Origin of the sequence: Mycobacterium bulgaricum (assembly GCF_041287165.2) — a bacterium.
Taxonomy (GTDB): domain Bacteria; phylum Actinomycetota; class Actinomycetes; order Mycobacteriales; family Mycobacteriaceae; genus Mycobacterium; species Mycobacterium bulgaricum.
Genome location: NZ_JBGGKV020000001.1, coordinates 534,051 through 560,841 on the forward strand (window position 1 = coordinate 534,051; position 26,791 = coordinate 560,841).

Genomic DNA, 26,791 nt, shown 5'->3' on the forward strand with positions numbered 1-26,791 from the left:
GCAGCGATCTACTCGTAAAACGTCTGCAAAAGGTGGATTTCAACGCTTGTCGGTGGGCGTTGGCACGATGACGCCATGGCCAAGGTGATTCTCGGCGGGGAGGCCGTCAGGGCAGGTGTCGCGACACGACACGAGTTGGCACGCGATTGCACGAAGCTCTACCGTGGCGTCTTCATCCGCAGGGGCGTCGAGATCACGTTGCGCGACCGCGCGATCGGGGCGTGGCTGGCCACCGGGCGCAAGGGTGTGGTCGCCGGGTCGGCGGCCGCGGCCCTTCACGGAGCGCCGTGGGTGGATCCGACTACTCCGATAGAGATCACCGGAGTGAAAGGTCGGCCTCAGGAGGGCCTCGTTCTGCGAACGGAACGTGTGGCGTCCGACGAGGCCACCCGCCGGTCGGGACTTCCGGTGACGACTCGTGAACGGACCGCTTTCGACCTGGGGCGCCACCTCGACAGGTTCGGTGCGCTGGCGCGCCTGGACGCGTTGATGTGAAATCAGCACTACGACATCGCCGAAGTGCTCCATCTCGCCGATCGGCACCGGCACGCCCGTGGTGTCATACAACTGCGCGAGTTGCTTCCGCTCGTCGACGGGGGAGCGGCGTCACCGCGCGAGAGCATGCTGCGACTGTGGTTGCTGGACTGCGGCTTTCCCCGCCCGCAGACGCAGATTCCCGTGTTCGACGGAACCCGCCCCATCGCATTCCTCGACATGGGCTGGCCCGGATACAAGGTCGCCGTCGAGTACGACGGCGACCATCACCGCAAGGACCGGCAGCAGTACGTCAAGGACATCGCACGGCTGCGGATGCTGGAACAGCGAGGCTGGATCGTCATCCGCGTCATCGCCGAAGACCGCCCGGGGGACTGGTTGGCACGAACGGAAAAAGCACTGGCCCGCCGCGGATGCTTCCTTGAGCTCAGCGAGGTCCAGCGGTTCGCGCGGACACGCGCGGCGTGAGTACTGCGGGCAACCGCCGGTAACCGTTCAGGTTCACCAGGCCGCGCGGCTCTGCCGGTGCCCGCAGGTGCAGATCGGGGTATCGGGTGAACAACTCGCGCAACGCCGTCGTGCCCTCGATGCGAGCCAGTGCCGCGCCCAGGCAGACGTGGATACCGGTGGCGAACGCGAGGTGGTCACGTGCGTTCGGCCGGGTGACGTCGAAGACGTCGGGACGTTCGAACACCTGCGGGTCGCGGTTGGCGCCACCCAACAGCAACACGACCACCGCCCCCTTCGGGATCGTCGACCCGGCGATCTCTTTGTCGCAGTGCGCAGTTCGCGCCGTCATCTGCACCGGGCTGTCGTATCGCAGGATCTCTTCCACCGCTGACGGCCACAGCCCGGGGTCGTCGCGGAGCAACGCCAGCTGGTCGGGATGGCCGAGCAGCGCGGCGATGCCGTTGCCGATCAGGTTCACCGTCGTCTCGATTCCGGCGCCGATCAGCAGCGCCGCGTTGGACGTCAGTTCCCGCCCTGACAGGCTGCCGTCGAGCGCCAGCTTGCTGAACGGTGTCCCGTCGCCGCCGTCTGCGCGCAGCCTGCCGAAGTGCTCGCCGAGATAGCTGTCGACGTCGCGGAGGTCATCGATCGCGGCACGGAACGGTCGCCACGCGATACCGATGTCCAGCAGGGCTGCGACGGTGTTGCCCCACCCCAGTATTCGCGTGCGCTCCGATGCCGGCACGCCGAGCACCTCAGAGATCACCGCCGCGGGCAGCAGCGCCGCATAGTCGGAGATCAGGTCGACCTCGGGTCGGCGGTCCAGGTCGTCGAGCAACTCCGCGGTCAGGTCGCCGATCCGGGTGTCCAGCGCCGCAATCGACTTGGGCGCGAAGCTGCGCGCCACCAACCGCCGGAACTCGGTGTGTTGCGGAGGATCGGTCATCAGCATCGCCGGCGGCTCCACCGGGTTGGGCAGCGCCGGGTCCACCCGGCGGACCAGCCCGAGCAGCGCGTCGGGCAGCCCCGTCTCGTTGGGGTCGGCCACGCCGAAGTCGTTGTCGCGCAGCACTGTCCGGCAGACCTCGTAATCCGCGCTCACCCAGACCACGGGGGTACGTAGCAGCGGTCCGGCGGCGCGGATCTCCTCGATGAGGGCCTCGCGGTCACCTCTGCCGAGGATCAGACGGGCCAGTGGCTCGCCGCGTCGGGCTCGTATCGACAGGAACGTCCGCGGTATGCCGTGTACCGACGCCCAACGCAGCCAGACGCCTGCTCGAGAGGTGGTAGCCATGCCTCGACGCTATGAGGGCCGGCCCCCCAGGTCGTCGTGCCGCGGTTCGATCTCGGTCTCCTACCGTGGTAGGAGACCGATCCCCTACCCGAGACTGATGCCAAAGCAGCCGTTGCACCCATAAGCTGGCGTGATGCTGGCTGCGGTCAAGCGCCATTTCCGGCGATACCTGCGCCGTAAAGGCGAGATGATGCCGGGCGGGTTCTCCTGGCCGATTGTCGTGAGCATCGACATCACGTTGCTTGTCGTGTCGGCGGTGGCCCTGCTGCAGCGGCCCGAGTCGCAGTGGTGGATCGCCGTCATCGGCCTCGTCGTCGCCTACTCGCCCTACATCGTCTTCTTCGGCATCGAGATGACCGTGGCCCCCGCGCTCGAGGCGCTGGCCCTGGGCCTTGCCTGGATGCTGGCCATCTCGATCTGGATATTCGGTATGTCGGCGCCGATCGAGGGCGACTTCGCCCCGGTGCTGCTCGGGCTCGTCACCGGGGTCATCGGCTCCATGACCTCGATCCGCGGCGGCATGCTGGCCGCCGGGACGGCCGCGGCGATCCTCGGAGCCGCGGTCTCCATGGGCCGCGTCGACACGCCCTGGCTGTATCTGAGTTTCATCGGGATCGGTTGGCTGGTCGGCTATCTGATGCGCATTCAGCAGCAACTCCTGATGGAGCAGCGGGACGCGCAGCAGAAGCTCGCCGAGCATGCCGCAGCCGACGAGCGCCGCCGCATCGCCCGCGAGGTCCACGATGTCATCGCGCACTCGCTCTCGGTCACCCTGCTGCACGTCACCGGTGCCCGCCGCGGACTGCAGCAGGATCGCGATGTCGACGAGGCGGTCGAAGCCCTCGAGCAGGCCGAACGGCTGGGTCGCCAGGCCATGGCCGACATCCGGCGGACCGTCGGACTGCTCGACGAGGCGGTCGGCAAGGTGGCCCCCGAACCGGGTGTCGGTGACATCCCCACGCTTGTGGACGATTTCGTCCGGGCAGGTCTGACGGTGAGGTTCCACGCCAGTGGCCCGCAGGACCGGCTGTCGGCGGCGGCCGGCCTCGCGCTCTATCGGATCGCGCAGGAGTCGCTCGCCAACATCGCCAAGCACGCGCCGGATGCGGAGTCGACGATGACGCTCACGGTGTCGCAGGGCTCGGCGGTGCTGACGGTCACGAACAGACTTCCGGTGCCTGTCGCCGCGCGTCGCGTGGACGGCCGGGGCATGCGAGGCATGCGCCAGCGTGTCGAGCTGCTGGACGGCACCATCACAGCGGGTCCCCATGACGACGGTTGGGTGGTGCGGGCGACCATCCCGCTCGACGACGATCCCTGCCGGCTCCGGAGCTGGGGCGCATGGCCGACGGCCTGATCACCACCCTTCTGGTCGACGACCAGGAACTGGTCCGCTCGGGACTGCGCAGGATCCTGCGTCGCAAGGACGGCATCGCCGTGGTCGGGGAGTGCGCCGACGGCGACGAGGTGGCCGCGGCGGTCGCCGAGCATTCTCCCGACGTCGTGGTGATGGACCTCCGGATGAAGCGCGTCAACGGGATCGAGGCCACGCGTCAGCTCGCCGAAGCAGGCGGGCCGCCGGTGCTCGCGCTGACCACGTTCAGTGACGAGGAGCTGCTGTCCGGTGTACTACGCGCCGGCGCAGCGGGTTTCGTCCTCAAAGACTCGCCGGCCGAGGAGCTGATCCGCGCGGTGCGCGCGGTGGCCCGTGGTGACGGCTTCCTCGACCCGTCGGTGACGGCGCGGGTACTGGACACCTACCGGACGACGGCGCAGGAGCCGACGCCCGAGGCCGTCGACGAGCTGACGCCGCGGGAGCTCGATGTGCTGCGGTTGATGGCGAAGGGACGCTCCAACGCCGAGATCGCCGACGAGCTGGTGATTTCCGGTGTCACCGTCAAGAGCCACATCGGCAGGATCTTTCTCAAGCTGCGGTTGCGCGACCGCGCCGCGGCCATCGTGTACGCGTATCAGAACGGAATCGTCGCGACCCGATGAGCGCTCGCGCGAAGAGGAGACAGGCGAAGCTAGACCCGCCGCGGCGCCGCAAGCCGTTCTTTGCGCAGCTGCGCGACCTCGGGAAGATCCAGCGGCGCAAGGGGTCCCACCACCTTGGACAGCAGATGGTCGGCGAGCTGCGGGTTGCGGGCCAGGCAGCAGCCGTGCAGATAGGTCGCTACGACGCTGCCCTGCACCGCGCCGTCGATACCGTCGCCGGCGCGGTTTCCCGCACCCTTCGTCACCGCGGCCAGCGGTTGCGCCTCGGGGCCGAGAACCGTTCCACCACGGTGATTCTCGAACCCTGTCAACGGCTCGGTGAGCCCGTCGACAAGCGGTGCGGAGGCGACCTCGCCGATGGTGCGCTCCGGCTGCGGGGATGTCGTCACGTCGAGGACGCCGACGCCGTCGACGCGTTCGCCGGCTGAAGTCTCGTACCAGTGTCCCAGCACCTGGATCGCCGCACAGATCGCCAGCACCGGCGCACCGCGTGAAACCGCTTGCTGCAGACCGGGATACCGGATCAGATGCTTGGTGGCCAACCGCTGGGCGTAGTCCTCCGCGCCGCCCAGGGTGTACATGTCCAGCTCCGCGGGCACCGGGTCGTCGAGGGTGATCTCGACGATCTCAGCGTCGATCCCCCTCAGCCGCAACCGTTGTCGCAGGACCACGGAGTTGCCGCCGTCTCCGTAGGTGCCCATCACGTCGGGCAGCACCAGCCCGATCCGCACCGTCGACTCCGTCATCGCAGCCGCCTGTTCAGCTGCAGGAACGCGGTGTAGTTGGCGAGCACCTCGACGTGCCCCGGCGGGCAGGACGCGATGGCGGCGAGAGTGTCGTGCACCAGCGTGTGCTCGACGCCCGCATAACCGAGGCGGACCGCGAGGTCGGTGCCGCGTTCACCGGCGGCGACCACCTTCACCGTCTCGAAGTGTTCGAAGCGCACGTCCCACAACCACGACAGGTCTTCCCCGTCGGGCACCTGCCCGTTGACGGCGATGACCACGCCCGCCGCGTCGCGGTCGACCATCGACAACGCCTCCTGCCATCCGGCGGGATTCTTCGCAAGGAGCACCCGCACGGTGTGGGCGCCGACCTGGACCGTCCGGTAGCGGCCCGCCACCTCGTCGACAGCGGACACCGCGGACACCGCTGCGGCGGGGTCGGCGCCCAACGTCACGGCGGCGGCCACCGCCTGCGTCGCGTTGCCGCGGTTCACAGTGCCCGGCAGGGTCAGCGTCATCGGCAAAGAGAGCCCGTCCGGGCCGTGGATGTGGGTGTCGTCGAACCACCAGTCGGGATCAGGTCGTTTGAAATCCATGCCCGTCGAGTACCAGTGCTCACCGTCGCGGACGATGACCTCGCCGGAGCGCGGGCAGCTCACCGAGTCGCTGGCCCATCCGCCGCCGGCGGACACCCACACCACGTTCGGGCTGTCGTAGGCCGCCGACGTCATCAGCACGTCGTCGCAGTTCGCGACGACCACCGTCGACGGGTGCCGGGCCAGACCGGCGCGCAGCGTGCGTTCGATGTGGTTGATCTCGCCGACGCGGTCGAGCTGGTCGCGAGAGAGGTTCAGCAAGACGGTGACGGCGGCCTCTACCGCATCCATGACGTGCGGGACGTGCATCTCGTCCACCTCCAGCGCGGCCAGCGACGCGTCCGGCTTGGCGGCCAGCGCGGCCACCAGCCCGGCGTCCATGTTCGCGCCCTCGGCGTTGGTCGCGACCGGACCGAGCGTGGACAGCGCGGCCGCTGTCATCCGCGTGGTCGTCGACTTGCCGTTCGTACCGGTGACGACGACGGCGCGACGGTCCCGGCCCAGCTGGCCGAGGATCGACTTGTCCAGCGTCATCGCGACGAGGCCGCCGATCATCGCGCCCGCTCCGCGGCCGGTGACGCGCGACGCCCAGCGTGCGCCCGCGCCGGCGGCGAGCGCGACTCGTCCGCGCAGAGACATTCCCCGGTCGCTGCGCTCCTGCCCTCCGGCGGTGACCACCATTCCCGGCAGTTTAGAAGAGCGCCCGACACGCGGTGAGATGGAGCGAGGGTTGTCACACGTGCGTGCCATCCTCGGTCCATGAGCTCAACCGCCGAAAGTCGTTGGGGTAGGCCCGCCGACTCCGACGGCGCAGGGTGGGCCGTCGTCGACGTCGAGACCTCCGGATTCAGGCCCGGTCAGGCCCGCGTCGTCAGCATCGCTGCGCTCGCGCTCAGCGACGACGGCAACGTCGAGAAGAGCCTCTACAGCCTGCTCGACCCGGGTGTCGATCCCGGTCCGACGCACGTCCACGGGCTGACGGCGGAGATGCTGGCGGGCCAGCCGACGTTCGGCGACGTCGTCGGCGATCTGTGTGAAGTGCTGCGGGGCCGCACGCTGGTCGCCCACAACGTCGGCTTCGACTACTCGTTCCTGGCCGCTGAGGCCGAGATGGTGGGCGCCGAGCTGCCCGTCGACACCGCCATGTGCACCGTCGAGCTGGCCCGTCGCCTCGAACTGGGCCTGGAGAATCTCCGTCTGGAGACGCTGGCGGCCCACCACGGCGTCACGCAGATGAAGCCGCACGACGCGCTCGACGACGCCATGGTGCTGGCGCAGATCCTCAAGCCGGTCCTTGCGCGGGCCTACGAGCGCCGCACCTGGTTGCCGGTTCGGCCCGTGACGCGCCGCACGTGGCCCAACGGCCGCGTGACCCACGACGAACTGCTGCCGCTAAAGGCCACGGCCGCCCGGCTGCCGTGCCCGTACGCCAACCCCGGCCGCTTCGTCCGAGGCCGTCCGTTGGTGCAGGGCATGCGCGTCGCGCTGTCCGCCGAGGTCAGCCACACCCATGAGGAACTCGTCGAGCGCATCCTGCACGCCGGGCTGGCGTTCACCGACGCGGTCGATCTGAACACGTCGCTGGTGGTGTGCGACGCCGAAGCACCCGAGCAGGGCAAGGGCTATCAGGCCGGGGAGCTCGGCGTCCCGATGGTCAGCAGCGCCGAGTTCATGCAGCGCATCGACTCGGTCATCGGCGGATCGGCCATCGAGGCGTTCACCGAGCAATCCCCGGCCGGGGATCAGTTCACTCTGTTCTAGACCGCGCCCTGACGTGCGGCCCGGTTCACCGCGGACACCACCGCCCGCAGCGACGCCGTCGTAATCGACGTCGCGATGCCGACGCCCCACACGGTTCTGCCGCCGATCTCGGCCTCCACGTAGGCCGCGGCCTGGGCTTCCTCGCCCGCCGACATCGCGTGCTCGGAGTAGTCCAGGACGTTGACGTTGAAGCCGACGGCGCCGACCGCGTCGACGAACGCCGCGAGCGGGCCGTTGCCCGCACCGACGATCTCGCGCTCCTCGCCATTGATCTTCACGACCGCGGTAATGGTGTCGGTGCCGCCGTCGACCTCGGCCGCGTCGACCTTCTGCCGGATCCGCTCCAGCGGGGAGATGGGCGCCAGATACTCCTCGTAGAACGCGTCCCACATCTCCTTGGGCGACACCTCGCCGCCCTCACCGTCGGTGATCTGCTGGATCGCCTGCGAGAATTCGATCTGCAGCCGTCGCGGCAGCGCCAGCCCATGGTCGGCTTTCATGATGTAGGCCACGCCGCCCTTGCCGGACTGAGAGTTGACGCGGATGACGGCTTCGTAGGTGCGCCCGACGTCCTTCGGGTCGATCGGCAGGTACGGAACCTGCCAGAGGATGTCGTCGACATCCGAATCTTGTTCGTCGGCACACACTTTCATCGCGTCCAGGCCCTTGTTGATGGCGTCCTGGTGGCTGCCGGAGAACGCGGTGTAGACGAGATCGCCTCCGTAGGGGTGCCTTTCGTGGACGCCCAGCTGGTTGCAGTACTCGACGGTGCGACGGATCTCGTCGATGTTCGAGAAGTCGATCTGCGGGTCGACGCCGCGGGAGAACAGGTTCATGCCCAGCGTCACCAGGCAGACGTTGCCCGTGCGTTCACCGTTGCCGAACAGGCAGCCCTCGATGCGGTCCGCGCCCGCGGCGTAACCCAATTCGGCTGCGGCGACGGCAGTTCCGCGATCGTTGTGCGGGTGCAGGCTCAGGATGATCGAGTCGCGCGGCGCCAGATTGCGGTTCATCCACTCGATCGAGTCGGCGTACACGTTGGGGGTCGCCATCTCGACGGTGGCGGGCAGGTTGACGATCAGCGGCCACTCCGGGGTGGGCTTCACGATGTCCGCCACGGCGTTGCACACCTCGACGGCGTACTCCAGCTCGGTGCCCGTGTAGGACTCGGGGGAGTACTCGTAGCGCCACTGGGTGCCCGGGTACTTCTTGGCCTCCTCGACGCACATGCGCGCCCCGTCGGTGGCGATCTTCTTGACCGCGTCACGGTCGGCGCGGAACACCACACGGCGCTGCAGGATCGACGTGGAGTTGTAGAAGTGCACGATGGCGCGCGGTGCGCCTTCGCACGCCAGGAACGTGCGCTCGATCAGCTCGGGCCGGCACTGGGTCAGCACCTGGATCGTGACGTCGTCGGGAATGGCGCCCTGCTCGATGATCTCGCGGACGAAGTCGAAGTCCGTCTGCGACGCCGACGGGAAGCCGACCTCGATCTCCTTATAGCCCATGCGGACCAGCAGGTCGAACATCCGGCGCTTGCGCTGCGGGCTCATCGGGTCGATCAGGGCCTGGTTGCCGTCACGCAGGTCCACCGCGCACCAGGCGGGGGCGGTCGTGATGACCTTCTCGGGCCAGGTGCGGTCCGGCAGCCGGATCGCCTCGACCTCTTCGTCGAAGCTGCGATAGCGGGATACAGGCATCTGCGAGCCGCGCTGGGTGTTCCAGGCGGGCTGGTGCGGATGGGGATCGCCGGCGGGCGTGGAGATGGTGCGGACCGAGCTGAAGGCATCGGCGGAAGGGTTGTAATTCTCAGTCATGGGGGTGCTCCGGGTTCTTGGTGGGATTCAGACCGGCGCATCGCGAAACACCCGCGACGGGAAGCCAGTCTGGATCAGACCCCGTCGCGGCGTCCGAGAAGGAGCACCCGCTGCACGGGCCTCACCATACTCCTGAGCCTGCGTGGGGCAAAACCCTGTCAGACCTGGGAGTCGGGGAACGCGATCACCGACAGGAAGCGAATGGGCACCTCGACGAGGTCGACCGGACCGTGCGCGCCCTCCCCGTCCATCTGCAGGGAGTCGCCCGGGTGCAGCCGGTACACGGAGCGGCTGTGGCTGTAGTCCATGACGCCTTCGAGCATGTAGATGAACTCGGTGCCCGGATGCTGGAACAGCGGGTAGGTCTGGCTTTTCTCCGACAGCGTGACATGCAGGCACTCCAGCCGCTTGTGCTCCCCGCGCAGCGACCCGAGTACCTGGTACTCGTGGCCCTCGCGGGTGCCCTCCCGCACGATGGCGGCACCGGCACCGGCTTTGACGAACGCGGCGGGACGTTCCACATCCGCCCCGCGGAACAGGCTGGTCACCGGGACGTCGAAGCCCTTGGCCAGCAGTGCCAGCGTCGAGAGGCTGCACGAGGTCTGCGCGTTCTCGATCTTGCTCATCATCGCCTTCGAGATGCCGATCCGGGCCGCCGTCTCGGCGACGGTCAGTCCCTGCTGCAGCCGCAGCAGCCGCACGTTGCGGCCGATCGCCGACTCGATCTCGAGCTCCTCCACCGGCTCCGCCGGGTCGCGGTCACGCGCGGTTCCGGAGGTGTTGCGCAGCAGATCGTCAGGAGAGGCCACAGTGCACCTGTCTAGCGCATCTGTCCCGCCCCGACGTACGGGTAGGGCGTCTTGAGTGGGTCGTTCTCGGCGAAGCGGGAGAACCGGAAGTCCGACGCGGGGATGCGGGGATCGCTGCTGTGGCCGTCGATCACGAGGTCGGCCACGAGCGTGCCGACTGCGGGCGCGATCTTGAAACCGTGTCCGCTGAAGCCGGCGGCGATGACGAGCCCGTCCAGGGGCGCTTTGGAGATGACGGGGTTCCAGTCGGGAGTGACGTCGTAGCAGCCGGCGTAGCTGCTGGAGATCGACGCGTCGGGGAGGCCGGGGAAGCGGGTGCCGACCTTGTCGACGGTGAGGTCGACGAAATCGTCGGTGGCGCGGTTGAGGTAGCTGTCGGGGTCGGACGGGTCGATCGCGTCATAGCCGGGCAGGTCGCTGTTGCCGAACAGGATGTCGCCGCCGACCTCGGGGCGCACATACTGCAGCGACACCAGATCGGAGAAGACGGGCACCTTTCCGATGTCGAACCCGGGGTCGATCATCACGATCTGCTCCCGGATGACGCGAATGGGCATGTCGATGCCGTAGGGAGCCAGGAACGGTTTCGTCCACACCCCGGTCGCGACGACGACCGTGCCCGCCGAGATCTCGGTGCCGTCCGCCAAGCGCACACCGGTGACCCGGTCGCCGTCGAGAAGAAGTTCGGTGACGGCGCAGCCCTGCCGGACGCGCACCCCGGCAGCGCGTGCCGACAACGAGAACGCCTGCGCGGTCTGGTAGGCGTCACCGTAGCCTCCGCCGGCTTCCCAGCCGAATGCGGCGAACGGGGTCAGGTCGGCGAACGGCCACAGTTCGGCGACGTCGGCCTTGTCGATCTCCTCGGTCTGGACTCCGACGGACTGTTGTGCGGCAAGGCTTTTCCGCAGCGCCTCGACGTTCTGCTCGCCGACACCGACGACGTAGCCGGTCTGGCGGAACCCGATGTCCGTGCCGAAGATCTCCTCAGCTTGCTCGAACACCGCGAGGCCGTCTGTGGCCATCGCCGCCAGCGAGCTGACGCCGTAGTGGCAACGCACGATCCCACTGGACTTTCCCGTCATGCCGGATCCAACCGTGTTGCGTTCCAGTACAACCACATCGGTGACACCACGTCGGCTCAGTGCCCACGCTGCAGCGCAGCCTTCGATGCCGCCGCCGACGATCACGACATCCGCGGTCTCGCTCACCACTTCTGCCCGGGGATCCAGTCTGTGCCGGCAAGGGGAACCTTGGCCATCGCAGCCGCCTCGATGCTCACGGCGACGAGGTCGTCGGGTTCGAGGTGGCAGACGTGCGATTTGCCGCAGGCCCGGGCGATGGTCTGGGCTTCCATGGTCAGCACGCGCAGGAAGTTGGCGAGCCGCCGCCCGCCGGCGATCGGGTCGAACCGCGCAGCGAGCTCGGGATCCTGCGTGCTGATCCCGGCGGGATCTCTGCCGTCCTGGTAATCGTCGTAGAAACCCGCTGCGCTGCCCAGCTTTTCGTAGTCCTCGGCGTACCGCGGGTGGTTGTCGCCGAGCGCGATCAGCGCCGCGGTGCCGATCGCGACGGCGTCGGCACCCAGCGCGAGCGCCTTCGCGACGTCGGCGCCGTTGCGGATGCCGCCCGACACGATCAACTGGACTCGTCTGTGCACTCCCAGTTCCTGCAGCGCCTGCACGGCCTGGGGGATCGCCGCCAGCGTGGGGATGCCCACATGTTCGATGAAGACGTCCTGGGTTGCCGCCGTGCCGCCCTGCATGCCGTCGACGACGACGACGTCTGCTCCGGCGTGCACCGCGAGCTTGACGTCGTAGTACGTGCGGGTGGCGCCGACCTTGACGTAGATCGGCTTCTCCCAGTCGGTGATCTCGCGGAGCTCGTTGATCTTGATGGTCAGGTCGTCGGGGCCGGTCCAGTCGGGGTGGCGGCACGCCGAGCGTTGGTCGATGCCCTGGGGCAGCGTGCGCATGCCCGCCACGCGCTCGGAGATCTTCTGGCCCAGCAACATTCCCCCGCCACCGGGTTTGGCGCCCTGGCCGAGGACCACCTCGATGGCATCTGCCTTGCGCAGGTCGGCGGGATTCATGCCGTAGCGCGACGGCAGGTACTGATAGACCAGCGACTTGCTCTGACCGCGCTCCTCGGGCGTCATACCGCCGTCGCCGGTCGTGGTCGACGTACCGACCTCGCTGGCGCCGCGACCGAGGGCCTCCTTGGCGGGTCCGGACAGCGCGCCGAAGCTCATGCCGGCGATCGTGACCGGGATGTCCAGGTGCAGTGGATGTTTGGCGAAGCGGTCGCCGAGTACGACATCGGTGGCGCAGCGCTCGCGGTAGCCCTCGAGGGGATAGCGGGACATCGACGCCCCGAGGAAGAGGAGGTCGTCGAAGTGCGGCAGCGGGCGTTTGGCGCCCCAGCCGCGGATGTCGTAGATGCCGGTGTCGGCCGCACGCTGGATCGCGGCGATGGTGGCCCGGTCGAAGGTCGCGGATTCGCGCAGGCCGCGGCGTGCGCGTTCGTCGCTCGTACTGCTCATCAGTAGCTGCTCGCATTGTCGACGTGGAAGTTGTACAGATTCCGAGCGGATCCGTAACGCGTGTAGGCGGCGGTGTCGTCGTCCTCGAATCCGGCTGCCTTCAGGAGCTGTTCGAGTTCCTGACGGTGCTCCCCGCGCATCGGTTTGGCGATGCAGTCGGCGCCCAGCGATGCCACGTCTCCCCGAACGTAGATGCGGGCCTCGTAGATGGAGTCGCCGAGTGCTTCGCCCGCGTCGCCGCGGATGACCAGGCGGCCGGCCTGCGCCATGAAGGCGCTCATATGCCCGACATTGCCGCCGACGACGATGTCCGCCCCTTTCATCGCGATGCCGCAGCGCGCAGCGGCATTGCCCTCGATGACGAGCAGGCCGCCGTGGGCGGTCGCCCCCGCGGACTGCGACGCGTCGCCTTTCACCCACACCGAGCCGCTCATCATGTTCTCGGCCACCCCGGTTCCGGCGCTGCCGTTGATGACGACATCGGCCTGCTGGTTCATGCCGGCGGCGTAGTAACCGACGTGACCGTCGACGGTGACCGTCACCGGTGCATCCAGACCGACGGCGACGTTGTGCGCCCCCGCGGGGTTCTCGATGACGAAGTCACCCTCAAGGTCAGGTGCGTGAAGGGCGGTGTTGACGTCGCGCAGAGCGGTCGTGTTCAGGTTGAAAACTATCGGCTCCATGCGTACACCACCTCGGGCTCGGGCTCCCAGATCCTGGCCTTCTCGACGCCGGGAAGTCCTGCCAGGGCGCGGTATTCGCTGCCCATGGCGACCCATTCGTCGGTCTCGGCGATCACGGCCGGTTTGCACGCGATCGCGTCCCGCACCACGGCGAAGGAATCACGGTCGGACACCAGCAGGGTGTAGAAGCCGTCGAACGTGGCACACAGCTCTTTGAGAGCGCTCTCGACGCCACGGCCCTCGGAGAGTTGCTTGGCGATGAACCGCGCGCCGACCTCGGTGTCGTTCTCGCTGTCGAACGCCACGCCGCCGGCGCGCAGCTCGCGCCGGATCGTGGCGTGGTTGGCGAACGATCCGTTGTGCACCATGCACTGTCCCGGCCCGACGGCGTACGGGTGGCAGCCTGCGGGGGTGACCGCCGATTCGGTGGCCATCCGGGTGTGTCCGACGCCCTGCCACCCCTGTGCGCCGGCCAGTCCCCAGCCTCCGGTGAGGACGCGCGGATGGCCGACGCCCTTGAGAACGGCTATGTCGGAGCCGAATCCGGCGATGAGCGCCTCGGGATAGGCGGCACGGACCGCGGCCAGCAACACCTCGGAGTCCACCGCCGCCGACAGCACGTGGCTCACGCCGACGGCAGAGCCCGCGACGTCGCCGCCCAGCGCTGCTCCCACCGAGGCGGCCACCACGGTGGTGTCCTCGGTCAATCCTGGGCCGAGGTCGGCCACCGAGACGCAGCCGTGGCCGGGAGGCGTCCAGTCCGGGTCGCCGTATACGGCGACGCCGGCCGAATCGCTGCCGCGGTCACCCATCTCGCACAGCATGCCGGTCAGCAGCTGACCGAGTCGGGGGTAGAGCTCGGGTGTCCGCAGATGCAACCCGACGATCCCGCACATGGCTTGACCTCTTTCGTGTGAAGCGAATTCGTTCTGGAAGGCGGTTAGAAGGCAGTGAGGTAGCTGTCGAGCTCCCATGGGCTGACAGAGCTGTGATAGGCGAAGAACTCTTCGCGCTTGATGGTGGAGAAGTAGGCGGCGACACCGTCACCCACGGAATCGAGAACGCCCGTGACCACCGGGTCGGTCTCGAACTCGTCGACCGCGTGCAGCAGGGTGGGCGGCAGTGCCCGCGTGCTGACCCCGGAGCCGACCGCTCCCGGATCGGTGCTGCGTTTGATGCCGTCGATGCCCGCACCGAGCGCCGCAGCGATCGCGAGGTACGGGTTGGCCGAGCCGTCGCCGCCGCGCATCTCGATCCGGTCGGAATCCGGGACGCGGATGTAGTGCGTCCGGTCGTTGCCGCCGTAAGTGGCCAGCCGGGGCGCCCACGACGCCCCCGAGCTGGTGCTGACCGCTCCGGTTCGCTTGTACGAGTTGACAGTTGGCCCGACCACGGCCTGCAGCGCGCAGGCGTGTTCCAGGATTCCCCCGATGAACCCGTAGGCGGTGTCCGAGAGCCCCAGGCCCCGGGCGTCCTCGTCGGCGGGGAAGACAGGGGTACCACCGCTGGTGAGCGACAGGTGCAGATGCAGGCCGCTTCCTGTCTTGTCGCCGAACGGTTTCGGCATGAAGGTCGCGATCATGCCGCGCTCGGCGGCGATCATCGAGAGCAGGTAGCGCAGGGTGATCACTCGGTCGGCGGTCGTCAGCGCCTCGGCGAATGTGAAGTTCTGCTCGAACTGGCCGTTGCCGTCTTCGTGGTCGTTGGCGTAGTTGGACCAGCCCAGCTGATTCATCGCGGTCGAGACGGCGGTCAGGTGGTCGTACATGCGGGTGACGCCGCGGGCGTCGTAGCACGGCTGGGACGCAGTATCGGCCGCATCGGCGACCGCGATGGAACCATCAGCGTTGCGGCACAACAGGAAATACTCGACCTCGGCGCCCACCCATGGCTCGAACCCGGCGTCGGCGCAGCGCTGGATCAACGACTTGAGGATCACGCGCGGGGCGTAGGGCCACGGTTCGCCGTTGACATGCGGATCGCAGTGCACGATCGCCAGCCCGTCCTTGATGAACGGGACCGGTGTGAAGGACGCGGGATCGGGGATGGCCATCAGGTCGGGATCCTTGGGTTCCTGGCCCATGGCGCCCACCGCATAGCCGGCGAAGCCGACTCCTTCGGTCGCCAGCATGTCGACCGCTTCGACCGGCACGAGCTTGGCGCAGGGTTTACCCCGAAGGTCGACGAACAGCGCGAGGATGAACGTGGTTCCGGCGTCCTTCGCCAGGTCCTGGAGAGTGGTGGCCATCTCGATCCTTGTCTCTTGTTAGGAATCAAAGTATCACTAGGGGAAACGCGCTGCACGACGAAAACGGCCGGTGCGAGCCCTGGGGTCCGCACCGGCCGTCGTGCGTCTCAAGCCGACGCGTGCTGGAACTCGTACGACGCCTCGCGGTGGAACGCTGCGTCGATGCCCTTCTCTTCGTCGTCGGGCGAAATACGGATGCCGACAGTCTTTTTCAAGACGAAAGCGATCAGGAAGGCGACGGCGAACGAATACGCCATGACCGCGCCCGCAGCCACCGCCTGCTTCCAGAGCTGCTCGACACCGCCGCCGTAGAACAGGCCGTTGGTGGCGTTGGGCATCGACTCGCTGGCCAGGAACCCGATCAACAGCGTGCCGACGACACCGCCCACCAGGTGCACGCCGACGACGTCGAGCGAGTCGTCGTAACCGAATCGCTCCTTGAGTCCGACGGCGTAGACGCAGATCGCACCGGCGACGGCGCCGAGGATGATCGCGCCGACCGGCGTGACCGCACCGCAGGCCGGGGTGATCGCGACGAGGCCGGTGATGGCACCGGATGCCGCTCCGACACCGGTGACATGGCCGTCCTTGAACTTCTCGACGGCGATCCAGGCCAGGGTCGAAGCGCATGTCGCCACGAACGTCGTCACCATCACGATCGCGGCCGAATTGCCAGCGGCCAGAGCGGAACCGCCGTTGAAGGCATACCAGCCCGACCACAGCAGGCCTGCGCCCAGCAGCGTCAGGGGGACGTTGTGGGGCTTGCGCAGCTGACCCCAGTTCTTCGACTTACCGAGTACGATCGCGACCGCGAGCGCGGCCGCACCCGCGTTGATGTGGACCGCGGTGCCGCCGGCGAAGTCGATCGCTCCCAGCTTGTTGGCGATCCAGCCACCGACCGAGTCCTCGGTGACGACCCCGTCGAACGCGAAAACCCAGTGGGCGACCGGGAAGTAGACCAGCACCGCCCACAGGGTCGCGAAGCCCATCCACGCCCCGAACTTCATCCGGTCGGCGACCGCACCCGAGATCAGCGCGACCGTGATCGCGGCGAAGAGTGCCTGGAACACCGAGAACAGACTGATCGGTAGACCCGAGATCGTGGTCTGGGACTCCAGGAGGTCCGTCATGCCTGCGAATTCGGTGAGGTTCCCGAGGTAGCCGCCGTACGAGGTGCCGAAGACCATCGAGAAACCGAAAAGGACCCAGAGGACGCCGACGACGGCGACGGCGCCGAAGGTCATCATCATCATGTTGGTCGAGCTCTTGACCGAGACCATGCCGCCGTAGAACAGCGCGAGTCCGGGAATCATCAGGGTCAGCCCGATGATGCAACACAGCATGAAAGCCGTGGTGCCGGTGTCCACTGGATCCATTCGTTATCCAATCTCTCTGCAGACGTGCGGCTCTTCAGACGAGCCGTTCACCGGACAGTTACCGACGCTTCTGTTACGACGATGGTCGCGGTGCGTTTCCGTGGCGTAACGACCTGTTGTGAGTCGGCGGCGCTACGTTGATCGCGTGTGCACACGCGTGGTCTATCTGGGTACCGGTGAGCGGATCGTCACGGGGCGGTCGATGGATTGGGAAGCCGAGATCGGCACCAATCTGTGGGTGCTGCCGCGGGGCGCGGCGCGCACCGGCTGCGCGGGGCCGGGTTCTCTGGAGTGGACGTCGAAGTACGGCAGCGTCGTCGCCAGCGGCTACGACATCTCGACGACCGACGGTCTCAACGAAGCGGGCCTGGCCGCCAACCTGCTGTGGCTGGCGGAGTCGCAGTACCCCGCCGGTGACGGCAAGGAATCGGCGCTGTCACTGTCCCTGTGGGCCCAGTACATCCTCGACAACTTCGCGACGGTCGCCGAGGCGGTCGCCGCGCTCACGGCCACACCACTGCACATCAAGACCATCGAGGTGCCCGGCCAGCAGCGGCTCGCCACACTACATCTGGCGCTGTCGGATGCCGGTGGGGACAGCGCCATCGTCGAATACATCGACGGCGAGCAGGTCATCCATCACGGTCGCCACTACCAGGTGATGACGAACTCCCCGATCTTCGACAAGCAGCTGGCGATCTCGGAGTACTGGAACGAGATCGGCGGGACGGTGATGCTGCCGGGCACCAACCGCGCGGCTGACCGGTTCGTGCGCGCCTCGTTCTACATCGACGCCGTCCCCAAGACCGCCGATCCGCTGGAGGCCGTCGCGGTCACGCTCGGCGTCGTGCGCAATGCATCGGTTCCCTACGGGATCACCACACCCGAGGCGCCGAACATCTCGTCGACGCGGTGGCGTACCGCCATCGACCACAACGCGTTGCGGTACTTCTTCGAATCGGCGTTGTCGCCGAGCACTTTCTGGGTCGATCTCAACAACGTCGACATCAGCGAGGGGGCGCCGACGCTGCGTCTCGAGCTGGGGGAGGGGCAGAAGACCGTGTACACGGGTGAGACGAGCGCACAGTTCGAGCAGGCGGAACCGTTCACTTTCCTGGGTGTCGCGTAGAGCGGCGCGAATGCACGGTTCATGACTGGTTTCGGCGATTTTCTGTCAGGAAGCGTGCACTCGACGGCCGCGGCTCAGGACCAGTTGAGCACCACTTCCGTCAACGGCAGCCGCTCCCGGGGTCGGGCGTCGCGCTCGGCGATCTCCGGCGCCACGTCGGCGTAGTCGCCGAGCCGGCCGACGGCGATCATGACCACCGGGTGCAGGGTGTGCGGGAGACGGAACATCTCGGCTGCGGCGGGAACGTCGAAGCCGGCCATCGGGTGGGCGATCAATCCGCGCGAGACGGCCTCGATGAGCAGGTTGGCCATCGCCGAGCCGGCGTCGACCGTCGAGTACAGCTTCGTCCGCTCGTCCTCGCCCTCATCGGCGCACAGCAGGATCAGGACGCTGGCAGACTTGGCGTAGCTGTTACCCCTCCTGAGCAGGCCGGTCATGGTTTCGAAGGTCTCGTCGCCACGGACGCCGACGAGGAATCGGATCGGCTGGCGATTCCCCCAGGTCGGCGCCCAGCGAGCGGCCTCCAGCAGCGCGGTCACGTCCTCGCGGGGAACGTCTGCCGCCGGATCGAAGGCCCGCGGACTCCAGCGGGCGGCGATCGCCGAATGGATGGGGACCGAGGTATCGGCGAGCCGATCGGGCATGTGGTGCAGGTTACCGAGGCGACCGGCGGGAAAAATCACGTGCGCGCAGCCCTTATCCTTGATCGGGATTCCCCCGATTCGAAAGGTCCAGCAAGTGGCGCTCGTCGTACAGAAGTACGGCGGATCCTCGGTGTCCGATGCCGAGCGGATCCGTCGTGTGGCCGAGCGCATCGTCGAGACGAAGAAGGCGGGCAACGACGTCGTCGTGGTCGTCTCGGCGATGGGCGACACCACCGACGAGCTGCTCGACCTGGCCAAGCAGGTGTCCCCGGCCCCGCCGGTCCGGGAACTCGACATGCTGCTGACCGCCGGTGAGCGCATCTCGAATGCGCTGGTCGCGATGGCGATCGAGTCCCTCGGCGCGCAGGCGAGGTCGTTCACGGGCTCGCAGGCAGGCGTCGTCACCACCGGCACCCACGGCAACGCCAAGATCATCGACGTCACCCCGACCCGGTTGCGCTCGGCGCTCGACGAGGGGCAGATCGTCCTCGTCGCGGGATTCCAGGGTGTCAGCCAGGACACCAAGGACGTCACCACGCTCGGCCGCGGGGGCTCAGATACCACGGCCGTCGCGGTGGCCGCCGCACTCGACGCCGACGTGTGCGAGATCTACACCGACGTCGACGGCATCTTCACCGCCGACCCGCGCATCGTGCCGAACGCGCAGAAGCTCGACACCGTCTCCTTCGAGGAGATGCTGGAGATGGCCGCCGCGGGAGCCAAGGTGCTCATGCTGCGGTGCGTCGAGTACGCGCGGCGTTTCGACCTGCCCATCCACGTCCGGTCGTCGTACTCCGACAAGCCCGGCACCATCGTCAAAGGATCGATCGAGGACATCCCTATGGAAGACGCCATCCTCACCGGAGTTGCCCATGACCGCGGCGAGGCGAAGGTGACGGTCGTCGGCCTGCCCGACGTCCCCGGTTACGCCGCGCAGGTGTTCCGCGCGTGCGCCGACGCCGATGTCAACATCGACATGGTGCTGCAGAACATCTCGAAGGTCGAGGACGGCAAGACCGACATCACGTTCACCTGCTCGCGCGAAAGCGGCCCCGGTGCGGTCGAGAAGCTCACCTCGCTGCAGGACGAGATCGGTTTCACCCGTGTGCTCTACGACGATCACATCGGCAAGGTCTCGCTGATCGGCGCGGGCATGCGCTCGCACCCCGGTGTGACTGCGACCTTCTGCGAGGCGCTGGCCAACGCGGGCATCAACATCGATCTGATCTCGACGTCGGAGATCCGGATCTCGGTACTCATTAAGGACACTGAGCTCGACCGCGCCGTGGCGGCGCTGCACGAGGCCTTCGGGCTCGGCGGCGACGAGGAAGCTGTCGTCTACGCCGGAACGGGGCGCTGATCGTCATGGTGAACATCGGTGTGGTGGGGGCGACCGGCCAGGTCGGTCAGGTCATGCGAAAACTGTTGGCGGAGAGGAATTTCCCTGCCGACGATGTGCGCTTCTTCGCGTCGGCCCGCTCGGCGGGCAAGAAGCTCGAGTACCGCGGGCAGGAGATCGAGGTCGAGGACTCCGAGACCGCCGATCCGACCGGCCTCGACATCGCGCTGTTCTCCGCGGGCGCGACAATGTCGCGGGTGCAGGCGCCGCGCTTCGCCGCCGCGGGAGCGGTGGTCGTCGACAACTCGTCCGCCTGGCGCAAAGACCCCGACGTGCCGCTTGTCGTCTCTGAGGTCAACTTCGAACGCGACGCCGGAAATCGTCCCAAAGGGATCATTGCGAACCCGAACTGCACCACGATGGCCGCGATGCCGGTGCTCAAGCCGCTGCACGACGAGGCCGGACTGACGCGGCTGATCGTGTCGAGCTACCAAGCTGTTTCAGGTAGTGGGCTGGCCGGGGTCGAGGAGCTCGCCACGCAGGCGCGCGCCGTCATCGACGGAGTGGAACAGCTCGTGCACGACGGATCCGCGCTGGACTACCCCGCCCCGAACAAGTACGTCGCGCCGATCGCGTTCAACATCGTGCCGTTGGCCGGGTCCCTGGTCGACGACGGCTCCGGGGAAACCGACGAGGACCAGAAGCTGCGCAACGAGAGCCGCAAGATCCTCGGTATCCCCGAGCTGCTGGTGTCCGGCACCTGTGTGCGCGTTCCGGTGTTCACCGGGCACTCGCTGTCGATCAACGCCGAGTTCTCCCAGCCGCTTTCGGTGGCGCGCGCGACGGAGATCCTCGCCGCTGCGCCGGGGGTGCAGCTGACCGATGTCCCCACGCCGCTGGCTGCCGCGGGGGCGGACGATTCGCTCGTGGGTCGTATCCGCCAGGATCCCGGTGTGCCGGACGGTCGTGGTCTCGCACTGTTCGTCTCGGGTGACAACCTGCGTAAGGGTGCGGCGCTCAACACCATTCAGATCGCCGAACTGCTGGCCGCTGCGCTCTAAGGCCTTGCGCTGGAACTGCATTCCCGCAGGCTTGTTGTCGGCTGTTCTCTGCGCGAATGCAATTCCGGCAGCGTCGGCCACACCGGTGGTCCTGCCTCCACTGATGCCAGGCCAAGTGTTCCGTCTTGCGGCTGCCGCCGGGACCGGCACTCCGACGGCTGATTACGGCATCGGGGCCACCGACCTGTGCGAGTTCATGGAGTTCCCGAGCGGCACCCTGCAGGTGTGCGGCGACAGCTTCGCCGGGCAGGCTGTCGGATTCGGCGGGTGGTACTCGCCGATCGCACTGCATGTGGTGGGCGACTCGCTCGACGATGCCGGCGGCATCCGCTACGACGGGGTGACCGGCGTCGACACGCCGCTGCTGGCCGACCCGACGCTGCCGGGCGAATCGCAGCTACCCGCGGGCATCATCGAGATCAACCGCGAGAACTGGATGATGGTGACGACCACCAGGGATCTGCGGCCACAGACCTCCCGATTGGTGAAAGCCGAAGCAGGCAAGGCCAATTGGGAGACCGTACCGGGATCCGAGCGGGAAGCCGGCTATGCGGGCGGCGGGCAGACGCAGATCAGCGGCTACTACGACCCGATCCCGACCGCCGACTCGGAGCGCGGCTGGGTGTACATCGTGGCCAACAACTTCGACCGCACCGGACCGGTGGTGCTCTACCGAGCGACGCCACAGACCTTCACCGACCGGGCCGCGTGGCAAGCCTGGACAGGCACCGGGTGGGGCGGCGAGCCCGCGCCGCTGTGGGCCGACAAGGTCGGCGAGATGAGCGTGCGGCAGATCGACGGCATGACGATGCTGTCGTACTTCAACGCGACCACCGGAAACATGGAGATCCGGGTCGCCAAGGACCCGACGCAGCTCGGGACGGCGCCCATGACCACCGTCGTCGTCGCAGCCCCATGGCCCGAGCCGGCCGAGGATCTACCACCGCCGCACGACAATCGGCTCGCCCAGCCGTACGGCGGCTACATCTCACCGGGGTCCACACCGGATGCGGTGCGGGTCTTCGTCAGCCAGTGGAACACCATGCCGCGCGGGGGGACGCCGTACCGGGTCATCCAGTACGCGGTGAACCCGATCAAGCCGTGGTGAGCGCCAAGCCGGTGCGGTGTATGAAGGCTCAGGCGCGAATGTCTGCGGCGTGCAGGGTCAACCACTGGCGAAACGACTGCAGCTGCGGGTTGAGCTTCCGTACCGACGTCAGGTCACGAGCGCCGACGAAACTGGCGGAGTTCTCGGCGTAGTACTGGAACATGTTGCCCATCTCCACGGCGCCGGGAAAGTCTTGGGCCCGGAAGTCGTCCCACGACATCGGACGGTAGGCAACCGCTTCACCCTTGGCCTCGCTGAGGGCGGACGCGTACTGCTCACCCGTCAAGTGGTCACCTGCGATGCTCACGGTCTGCCCGATGAATTCGTGCCCTCTTACGAAGATGGCCACCGCAGTCTTTCCGATGTCGGCAACGGCGATCGTCGACAAGAGTTCGTCGGCTATCGGTAGCGCCAACACAAGGTTGCCTCGTTCGTCGCGCATCGGTCCCATCGCGCCGGCGAACCCTTCGAAGAACATGGTGGTGCGCAGGAACGTTGTCGGAACGTCGTTTTCGACGAAACGGCTGTCCGCTTCTGCCTTCGCATCGAAATGCGGGACTTTATAGCGTCCCTCGACGGTGGGAACGCGCTCGTCGTCGCCGAAATGATCCCGGGTGTCTTCGAGGGTGGACCAGATGACGTGGCCGACCCCGGCCGACTTCGCGGCCAAGGCGGCGTTTTCGGCCTGTGCGAGTTCCATTTCCGCGCGCGTCCGCGACGCCTCGTCCTCCGGTGTGCGCCTCGCCCAGTAGTCCGTGACGACAAAGGCCGCGTCGGCGCCGTCGAATGCTCTGCGCATGCTGTCCAGATCGTCCAGATCGGCCTCGACCACGTCGGTGCCGCCTGCTGCGAGGGCCTGGGCTTGCGGGGATTGCCGATTACGCGTGAGTGCTCGCACCTGGAACGGGCTGTCGGCGTTGGATCGGACTGCCTCGACCAGTCCACCGCCCTGCGATCCCGTGGCGCCGACGACGGCAAGTGTCCTCGTCTTCATGGTTCCTCCGTTCTATGCAATAGGTTGATATATCAACCTGTACTAAATGTACGCCTTTGGGTTGATATGTCAACCGCGCTGGTAGGGTGGATCCGTGCCGGACGACGAGGGACTTTCGGACGACGAATTGCACGCGTGGCGCGCCTTCGTCGACATGCGCCACATGCTCGAGCGGCATCTGGTCAGCCATTTGCAGCGCGAATTCGGTTTGTCAGCCTCGGATTACGAGATCCTGGTCAACCTCTCCGAAGCCGGAGATGGCCGATTGCGTGCTGTCGAGCTGGGTGAGGTGACGCAATGGGAGAAAAGTCGGTTGTCTCATCACGTGACTCGGATGGAGAAACGCGGGCTCGTTCGTCGTGAGCTGGCGGACGGACGGTATCCCGACGTGGTGATCACCGACGAGGGGCGAGCCGCCATCGCTTCGGCGGCCCCGGCCAATGCACGTCGAGTGCGGGAGCTCTTCATCGACGTGCTCGGCCCGCAGCGACTGCGTGCGATGCGCGCAATGTCTGAGGACATCAGTGCAGCGATCGAAGCGCACCGCCGCGCCGATTGCCCGCTGAGCTCATAGCGCATTCACAGCCGGCACCTAATCAGCGCTGGGAATCGGCGCGGAGGATCGCCGCATGAGCGACGTGAGGCCCGAGCAGCCCGAGCACAACGAACAGGTCGAACCACCGACGGGGCCTGTGCTGACCACGCCACCGGCGGCGGCACCCCCTCCGCCGCCGGTGGCGCCCCACCCGATCTACGTCCCGCAACCACCGAGCCGGCTGAACAAGGTCGCCGCCTGGGTCGGCATCGTCGCCGGCTCGGTCTTCACTGTGGCCGTCATCTTCGGTACCGGATTCGTTGTCGGCAAGCACGCGGGTGACAGCCCCCGGCACGACATGCGTGGTCACGAGATGGTGATGCGCCCGGGGCCCGCGATGTTCCCGATGGGTCCCCCAGAAGGCTTCGAGCGCGGCCCCGGCTTTGCGAGCCCGTTCGGTCCCGGCGGACCGATGATCGACACTCCGCGCCCGCCCGCCCAGTCGCCGACGGCCCAACCTCGCCCCTGAACCGTTTCGCATTCGGGATGATCCGGGTACTCGGGCTTTCGTGATCGACGGCCCAGCCCGGAAGCCGCCCATCCTCGAGGAGAAACATGTCTGAGAAGTACGCCACGACCGATGCGGGTGCGCCGATACCCAGTGTCGAGCACTCGCTGACCGTCGGGTCCGACGGCCCGATCCTGCTCCAGGACCACTACCTGATCGAGCAGATGGCCAACTTCAACCGCGAGCGCATCCCGGAACGTCAGCCCCACGCAAAGGGTGGTGGCGCCTTCGGGCAGTTCGAGGTGACCCACGACGTCAGCGCGTACACGAAGGCAGCCTTCCTTCAGCCGGGTGCCAAGACCGAGATGGTGGCCCGCTTCTCGACGGTGGCAGGCGAGCGCGGCAGCCCAGACACCTGGCGCGACCCCCGCGGGTTCGCGCTGAAGTTCTACACGTCCGAAGGCAACTTCGACATGGTCGGCAACAACACGCCGGTGTTCTTCATCCGCGATCCGATGAAGTTCCAGAACTTCATCCGGAGCCAGAAACGGATGGCGGCCAACAACCTTCGCGACCACCACATGCAGTGGGATTTCTGGACGCTGTCACCGGAGTCGGCGCATCAGGTCACCTGGCTGATGGGAGATCGCGGAATCCCGAAGACCTGGCGGCACATGAACGGCTACTCCAGCCACACCTACAGCTGGCTCAACGACAAGGACGAACTGTTCTGGGTGAAGTACCACTTCAAGACCGACCAGGGCATCGACTTCCTCACCCAGGAGGACGGCGACAAGATGGCCGGGGAGGACGGTGACTACCACCAGCGCGACCTTTTCACCGCGATCGAGGACGGCAACTTCCCGAGCTGGACGCTGCACGTGCAGATCATGCCGTTCGAGGACGCGAAGACCTACCGCTACAACCCGTTCGACCTGACCAAGGTCTGGCCGCACTCCGACTACCCGCTGCACGAGGTCGGCAAGATGACGCTCAATCGCAATGTCGTCGACTACCACGCCCAGATGGAGCAGGCCGCGTTCGAGCCGAACAACATCGTGCCGGGCACGGGTCTCAGCCCCGACAAGATGCTGCTGGCCCGCGGCTTCTCCTACGCCGACGCGCACCGGCACCGACTCGGCGTGAACTACAAGCAGATCCCCGTCAACGAGCCCCACGTCGAGGTCAATGCGTACTCGAAAGACGGTGCGATGCGGATCCGCAACGCACCGGATCCGGTCTACGCGCCGAACTCGATGGGCGGGCCGGAGGCCGATCCGCGACGTGCCTCCGAGGTTCACTGGGCCTCCGACGGCGACATGGTCCGATCCGCATACGCGCTACGCCAGGACGATGACGACTGGGGTCAGGCGGGGACGCTGGTCCGCGAAGTCCTCGACGACGCGGCACGGGATCGCCTGGCGAACAACATCATCGGCCACGTGCTCGACGGCGTGAAGGAGCCGGTGCTCTCGCGGGTGTTCGAGTACTGGAAGAACGTCGACCCCGACCTCGGGAAGAAGGTCGAGGAGGGCGTCCGCGCGGGCGGCTGAGGGCCTCGGCTGCGCCGAATGCACGAAAGATGAGGGATATCAGCGAATTTTCGTCATCAACCGTGCACTCGACGTGTGGTTCAGCTTTGTCCGGGGTAGGGCAGCAGCGCCATGTCACGCGCGTTCTTGATCGCGATGGTGACCTGGCGCTGCTGCTGCACGGTCAGTCCCGTCACCGTCCGTGATCGGATCTTGCCGCGTTCGGAGATGAACTGCCGCAGCGTCGGGATGTCTTTGTAGTCGACCCGGTCGATTCCCAGCTGCTTCAACAGGTTTCGGCGCTTCTTGGGCGACGCCGCCTTCTCGGACAGCCTGCGCCTCACCAGCTCGACTTCCTGACTCCGGGAAGCTGACCCGCGTGGGCGAGCTCGCGCACTCGTACGCGCGACAGCCCGAACTTCCGCAGATGCCCGCGGGGTCGGCCGTCAACCGAGTCGCGGTTGCGCACGCGCACCGGGCTGGCGTCGCGCGGTTGACGATTCAGCTCCGACTGTGCGGCAACCCGCGCCTCGGGCGACGTCGACGGGGACTTGATGATCCGCTTCAGCTCGGCCCTGCGCTCGGCGTAGCGCGCCACGATCTCGCGACGGCGTTCGTTCTGCGCGATCTTCGACGTCTTGGCCATCAGCGGTCCTCGCGGAAGTCGACATGCCTGCGCACGACGGGGTCGTACTTGCGCAGCACGATCCGGTCCGGATCGTTACGACGGTTCTTTCGGGTGATGTAGGTGTAACCGGTACCGGCGGTGGACTTCAGTTTCACCAGTGGACGAATTTCGTTGCGAGCCATTAGATTTTCTGTACCTTTCCGCTCTTCGCGCGAGCGCTCATCGCCCCTTCCCGACGGAGGCGTGCCACCACGGACTCGATGCCGTCGCGGTCGATGATCTTGATGCCCTTGGTGCTGACGCGCAGCGTGATGCGTCGCCCCTCGGACGGTAGGTAGTAGGTCTTGCGCTGGATGTTGGGGTCCCAGCGGCGGCGGGTGCGGCGGTGCGAATGCGACACGGTGTTGCCGAAGCTGGGCGCGCGCCCCGTGACCTGGCAGTGCGCGGACACGAAACCCTCCTTTGGTCTTATTGAAAATCATTTTCGACAAGCGGACTCCAAGACTGTAGCGTCAACGCGCA

General features: G+C 67.1%; 27 protein-coding genes and 1 pseudogene. 11 read left to right on the top strand and 17 right to left on the bottom strand.

Going from position 1 to position 26,791, the window contains the following annotated elements; translation table 11 throughout:
* Positions 1–75: 75 nt before the first annotated feature.
* Positions 76–963, top strand: a pseudogene (locus tag ACAG24_RS02640) (type IV toxin-antitoxin system AbiEi family antitoxin).
* On the opposite strand, the gene ACAG24_RS02645 reads toward ACAG24_RS02640, so the two are convergent.
* Positions 923–2,239: a cytochrome P450 gene (locus ACAG24_RS02645; RefSeq protein WP_370471136.1), complete on the bottom strand. Its 1,317-nt coding sequence runs from the start codon at positions 2,237–2,239 to the stop codon at positions 923–925. The pseudogene ACAG24_RS02640 and the gene ACAG24_RS02645 overlap by 41 nt on opposite strands.
* 133 nt (positions 2,240–2,372) lie before the next feature.
* Between ACAG24_RS02645 and ACAG24_RS02650 the strand changes: the two genes are divergently transcribed.
* Positions 2,373–3,596, top strand: a complete 1,224-nt coding sequence (locus ACAG24_RS02650; RefSeq protein WP_370471137.1) for a sensor histidine kinase — start codon at positions 2,373–2,375, stop codon at positions 3,594–3,596.
* Positions 3,581–4,237 carry a response regulator transcription factor gene (locus ACAG24_RS02655; protein ID WP_370471138.1) on the top strand — a complete coding sequence of 219 codons (657 nt, stop codon included), beginning with the start codon at positions 3,581–3,583 and terminating at the stop codon, positions 4,235–4,237. The genes ACAG24_RS02650 and ACAG24_RS02655 overlap by 16 nt, the downstream gene beginning before the upstream one ends.
* Positions 4,238–4,266: 29 nt before the next feature.
* On the opposite strand, the gene ACAG24_RS02660 is transcribed toward ACAG24_RS02655, so the two are convergent.
* Positions 4,267–4,983 carry a type 1 glutamine amidotransferase gene (locus ACAG24_RS02660; protein ID WP_370471139.1) on the bottom strand — a complete coding sequence of 239 codons (717 nt, stop codon included), beginning with the start codon at positions 4,981–4,983 and terminating at the stop codon, positions 4,267–4,269.
* Positions 4,980–6,239, bottom strand: coding sequence for a Mur ligase family protein (locus ACAG24_RS02665; protein WP_445206155.1), 1,260 nt, complete (start codon positions 6,237–6,239; stop codon positions 4,980–4,982). Before ACAG24_RS02665 ends, ACAG24_RS02660 begins: the two co-directional genes overlap by 4 nt.
* Before the next feature lie 78 nt (positions 6,240–6,317).
* Here ACAG24_RS02665 and ACAG24_RS02670 point away from each other — a divergent pair, with 78 nt between their 5' ends.
* The gene (locus tag ACAG24_RS02670) at positions 6,318–7,319 is read left to right on the top strand and encodes a DEDDh family exonuclease (RefSeq protein ID WP_370471140.1); all 1,002 of its coding nucleotides are present in this window, start codon (positions 6,318–6,320) and stop codon (positions 7,317–7,319) included.
* Here ACAG24_RS02670 and leuA read toward each other — a convergent pair.
* The 8 genes from leuA to ACAG24_RS02710 all read right to left on the bottom strand — a co-directional run bounded on the left by leuA (position 7,316) and on the right by ACAG24_RS02710 (position 16,782).
* Positions 7,316–9,136 (bottom strand): 2-isopropylmalate synthase, encoded by a 1,821-nt coding sequence (leuA, locus tag ACAG24_RS02675; RefSeq protein WP_370471141.1) that lies wholly within the window; start codon positions 9,134–9,136, stop codon positions 7,316–7,318. The genes ACAG24_RS02670 and leuA overlap by 4 nt on opposite strands.
* 158 nt (positions 9,137–9,294) lie before the next feature.
* The gene (locus ACAG24_RS02680) at positions 9,295–9,945 is read right to left on the bottom strand and encodes a helix-turn-helix domain-containing protein (protein WP_370471142.1); all 651 of its coding nucleotides are present in this window, start codon (positions 9,943–9,945) and stop codon (positions 9,295–9,297) included.
* Positions 9,946–9,956: 11 nt separating this feature from the next.
* Positions 9,957–11,153, bottom strand: a complete 1,197-nt coding sequence (locus tag ACAG24_RS02685) for an NAD(P)/FAD-dependent oxidoreductase (protein WP_370471143.1) — start codon at positions 11,151–11,153, stop codon at positions 9,957–9,959.
* Positions 11,150–12,484, bottom strand: coding sequence for an FMN-binding glutamate synthase family protein (locus ACAG24_RS02690; RefSeq protein WP_370471144.1), 1,335 nt, complete (start codon positions 12,482–12,484; stop codon positions 11,150–11,152). The genes ACAG24_RS02685 and ACAG24_RS02690 overlap by 4 nt, the downstream gene beginning before the upstream one ends.
* On the bottom strand, positions 12,484–13,167 hold the full coding sequence (locus tag ACAG24_RS02695; protein ID WP_370471145.1) for a GltB/FmdC/FwdC-like GXGXG domain-containing protein: 684 nt from the start codon (positions 13,165–13,167) through the stop codon (positions 12,484–12,486). Before ACAG24_RS02695 ends, ACAG24_RS02690 begins: the two co-directional genes overlap by 1 nt.
* Positions 13,155–14,063 (bottom strand): class II glutamine amidotransferase domain-containing protein, encoded by a 909-nt coding sequence (locus ACAG24_RS02700; protein WP_370471146.1) that lies wholly within the window; start codon positions 14,061–14,063, stop codon positions 13,155–13,157. The genes ACAG24_RS02695 and ACAG24_RS02700 overlap by 13 nt, the downstream gene beginning before the upstream one ends.
* 44 nt (positions 14,064–14,107) lie before the next feature.
* Positions 14,108–15,415 (bottom strand): type III glutamate--ammonia ligase, encoded by a 1,308-nt coding sequence (gene glnT / locus ACAG24_RS02705; RefSeq protein ID WP_370471147.1) that lies wholly within the window; start codon positions 15,413–15,415, stop codon positions 14,108–14,110.
* A 107-nt stretch (positions 15,416–15,522) separates the two neighbouring features.
* Positions 15,523–16,782 (bottom strand): ammonium transporter, encoded by a 1,260-nt coding sequence (locus ACAG24_RS02710; RefSeq protein WP_370471761.1) that lies wholly within the window; start codon positions 16,780–16,782, stop codon positions 15,523–15,525.
* A gap of 154 nt (positions 16,783–16,936) precedes the next feature.
* Here ACAG24_RS02710 and ACAG24_RS02715 point away from each other — a divergent pair, with 154 nt between their 5' ends.
* The gene (locus ACAG24_RS02715; RefSeq protein ID WP_370471148.1) at positions 16,937–17,920 is read left to right on the top strand and encodes a bile salt hydrolase; all 984 of its coding nucleotides are present in this window, start codon (positions 16,937–16,939) and stop codon (positions 17,918–17,920) included.
* A gap of 74 nt (positions 17,921–17,994) precedes the next feature.
* On the opposite strand, the gene ACAG24_RS02720 is transcribed toward ACAG24_RS02715, so the two are convergent.
* On the bottom strand, positions 17,995–18,564 hold the full coding sequence (locus ACAG24_RS02720; RefSeq protein WP_370471149.1) for a nitroreductase family protein: 570 nt from the start codon (positions 18,562–18,564) through the stop codon (positions 17,995–17,997).
* Positions 18,565–18,658: 94 nt separating this feature from the next.
* Here ACAG24_RS02720 and ACAG24_RS02725 point away from each other — a divergent pair, with 94 nt between their 5' ends.
* From ACAG24_RS02725 to ACAG24_RS02735, 3 genes are read left to right on the top strand one after another with little or no spacing between them, the layout of a single operon-like run.
* Positions 18,659–19,924, top strand: coding sequence for an aspartate kinase (locus tag ACAG24_RS02725; RefSeq protein WP_370471150.1), 1,266 nt, complete (start codon positions 18,659–18,661; stop codon positions 19,922–19,924).
* Between the two features lie 5 nt (positions 19,925–19,929).
* The gene (locus tag ACAG24_RS02730) at positions 19,930–20,964 is read left to right on the top strand and encodes an aspartate-semialdehyde dehydrogenase (protein ID WP_370471151.1); all 1,035 of its coding nucleotides are present in this window, start codon (positions 19,930–19,932) and stop codon (positions 20,962–20,964) included.
* Positions 20,965–20,968: 4 nt separating this feature from the next.
* Positions 20,969–22,072 carry a DUF4185 domain-containing protein gene (locus tag ACAG24_RS02735; RefSeq protein ID WP_370471152.1) on the top strand — a complete coding sequence of 368 codons (1,104 nt, stop codon included), beginning with the start codon at positions 20,969–20,971 and terminating at the stop codon, positions 22,070–22,072.
* 28 nt (positions 22,073–22,100) lie between these two features.
* Here the strand turns inward: ACAG24_RS02735 and ACAG24_RS02740 are convergent, their stop codons facing one another.
* Positions 22,101–23,066: an NmrA/HSCARG family protein gene (locus tag ACAG24_RS02740; RefSeq protein ID WP_370471153.1), complete on the bottom strand. Its 966-nt coding sequence runs from the start codon at positions 23,064–23,066 to the stop codon at positions 22,101–22,103.
* 94 nt (positions 23,067–23,160) lie between these two features.
* On the opposite strand from ACAG24_RS02740, the gene ACAG24_RS02745 reads away from it, so the two are divergent.
* From ACAG24_RS02745 to ACAG24_RS02755, 3 genes are all read left to right on the top strand, one after another.
* Positions 23,161–23,640 (top strand): MarR family winged helix-turn-helix transcriptional regulator, encoded by a 480-nt coding sequence (locus ACAG24_RS02745; protein WP_370471154.1) that lies wholly within the window; start codon positions 23,161–23,163, stop codon positions 23,638–23,640.
* A gap of 55 nt (positions 23,641–23,695) precedes the next feature.
* Positions 23,696–24,130, top strand: a complete 435-nt coding sequence (locus tag ACAG24_RS02750; protein WP_370471155.1) for a hypothetical protein — start codon at positions 23,696–23,698, stop codon at positions 24,128–24,130.
* Positions 24,131–24,216: 86 nt separating this feature from the next.
* Positions 24,217–25,662, top strand: coding sequence for a catalase (locus ACAG24_RS02755; RefSeq protein ID WP_370471156.1), 1,446 nt, complete (start codon positions 24,217–24,219; stop codon positions 25,660–25,662).
* An 80-nt stretch (positions 25,663–25,742) separates the two neighbouring features.
* Here the strand turns inward: ACAG24_RS02755 and rpsR are convergent, their stop codons facing one another.
* Genes rpsR through rpmB form a run of 4 tightly spaced genes read right to left on the bottom strand, consistent with a single transcriptional unit; the run spans position 25,743 to position 26,720 of the window.
* Positions 25,743–25,973, bottom strand: coding sequence for a 30S ribosomal protein S18 (gene rpsR, locus ACAG24_RS02760; RefSeq protein WP_370471762.1), 231 nt, complete (start codon positions 25,971–25,973; stop codon positions 25,743–25,745).
* An 8-nt stretch (positions 25,974–25,981) separates the two neighbouring features.
* The gene (gene rpsN / locus ACAG24_RS02765) at positions 25,982–26,287 is read right to left on the bottom strand and encodes a 30S ribosomal protein S14 (RefSeq protein WP_370471157.1); all 306 of its coding nucleotides are present in this window, start codon (positions 26,285–26,287) and stop codon (positions 25,982–25,984) included.
* Entirely contained in the window at positions 26,287–26,451 is a 165-nt protein-coding gene (gene rpmG, locus ACAG24_RS02770) for a 50S ribosomal protein L33 (RefSeq protein WP_370471158.1), read from the bottom strand. Before rpmG ends, rpsN begins: the two co-directional genes overlap by 1 nt.
* On the bottom strand, positions 26,451–26,720 hold the full coding sequence (rpmB, locus tag ACAG24_RS02775; protein ID WP_370471159.1) for a 50S ribosomal protein L28: 270 nt from the start codon (positions 26,718–26,720) through the stop codon (positions 26,451–26,453). The genes rpmG and rpmB overlap by 1 nt, the downstream gene beginning before the upstream one ends.
* Between the last annotated feature and the right edge of the window lie 71 nt (positions 26,721–26,791).

Bases quoted from the DNA above. Each gene is read 5' to 3' on its own strand.
- rpmG (WP_370471158.1), bottom strand. From the start codon at position 26,451: ATGGCTCGCAACGAAATTCGTCCACTGGTGAAACTGAAGTCCACCGCC.
- ACAG24_RS02655 (WP_370471138.1), top strand. From the start codon at position 3,581: ATGGCCGACGGCCTGATCACCACCCTTCTGGTCGACGACCAGGAACTG.
- glnT (WP_370471147.1), bottom strand. From the start codon at position 15,415: ATGGCCACCACTCTCCAGGACCTGGCGAAGGACGCCGGAACCACGTTC.
- ACAG24_RS02755 (WP_370471156.1), top strand. From the start codon at position 24,217: ATGTCTGAGAAGTACGCCACGACCGATGCGGGTGCGCCGATACCCAGT.
- ACAG24_RS02730 (WP_370471151.1), top strand. From the start codon at position 19,930: ATGGTGAACATCGGTGTGGTGGGGGCGACCGGCCAGGTCGGTCAGGTC.
- ACAG24_RS02665 (WP_445206155.1), bottom strand. From the start codon at position 6,239: ATGGTGGTCACCGCCGGAGGGCAGGAGCGCAGCGACCGGGGAATGTCT.
- ACAG24_RS02750 (WP_370471155.1), top strand. From the start codon at position 23,696: ATGAGCGACGTGAGGCCCGAGCAGCCCGAGCACAACGAACAGGTCGAA.
- ACAG24_RS02740 (WP_370471153.1), bottom strand. From the start codon at position 23,066: ATGAAGACGAGGACACTTGCCGTCGTCGGCGCCACGGGATCGCAGGGC.
- ACAG24_RS02690 (WP_370471144.1), bottom strand. From the start codon at position 12,484: ATGAGCAGTACGAGCGACGAACGCGCACGCCGCGGCCTGCGCGAATCC.
- ACAG24_RS02650 (WP_370471137.1), top strand. From the start codon at position 2,373: ATGCTGGCTGCGGTCAAGCGCCATTTCCGGCGATACCTGCGCCGTAAA.
- ACAG24_RS02670 (WP_370471140.1), top strand. From the start codon at position 6,318: ATGAGCTCAACCGCCGAAAGTCGTTGGGGTAGGCCCGCCGACTCCGAC.
- leuA (WP_370471141.1), bottom strand. From the start codon at position 9,136: ATGACTGAGAATTACAACCCTTCCGCCGATGCCTTCAGCTCGGTCCGC.
- ACAG24_RS02695 (WP_370471145.1), bottom strand. From the start codon at position 13,167: ATGGAGCCGATAGTTTTCAACCTGAACACGACCGCTCTGCGCGACGTC.
- rpsN (WP_370471157.1), bottom strand. From the start codon at position 26,287: ATGGCCAAGACGTCGAAGATCGCGCAGAACGAACGCCGTCGCGAGATC.
- ACAG24_RS02700 (WP_370471146.1), bottom strand. From the start codon at position 14,063: ATGTGCGGGATCGTCGGGTTGCATCTGCGGACACCCGAGCTCTACCCC.
- ACAG24_RS02645 (WP_370471136.1), bottom strand. From the start codon at position 2,239: ATGGCTACCACCTCTCGAGCAGGCGTCTGGCTGCGTTGGGCGTCGGTA.
- ACAG24_RS02720 (WP_370471149.1), bottom strand. From the start codon at position 18,564: ATGCCCGATCGGCTCGCCGATACCTCGGTCCCCATCCATTCGGCGATC.
- ACAG24_RS02660 (WP_370471139.1), bottom strand. From the start codon at position 4,983: ATGACGGAGTCGACGGTGCGGATCGGGCTGGTGCTGCCCGACGTGATG.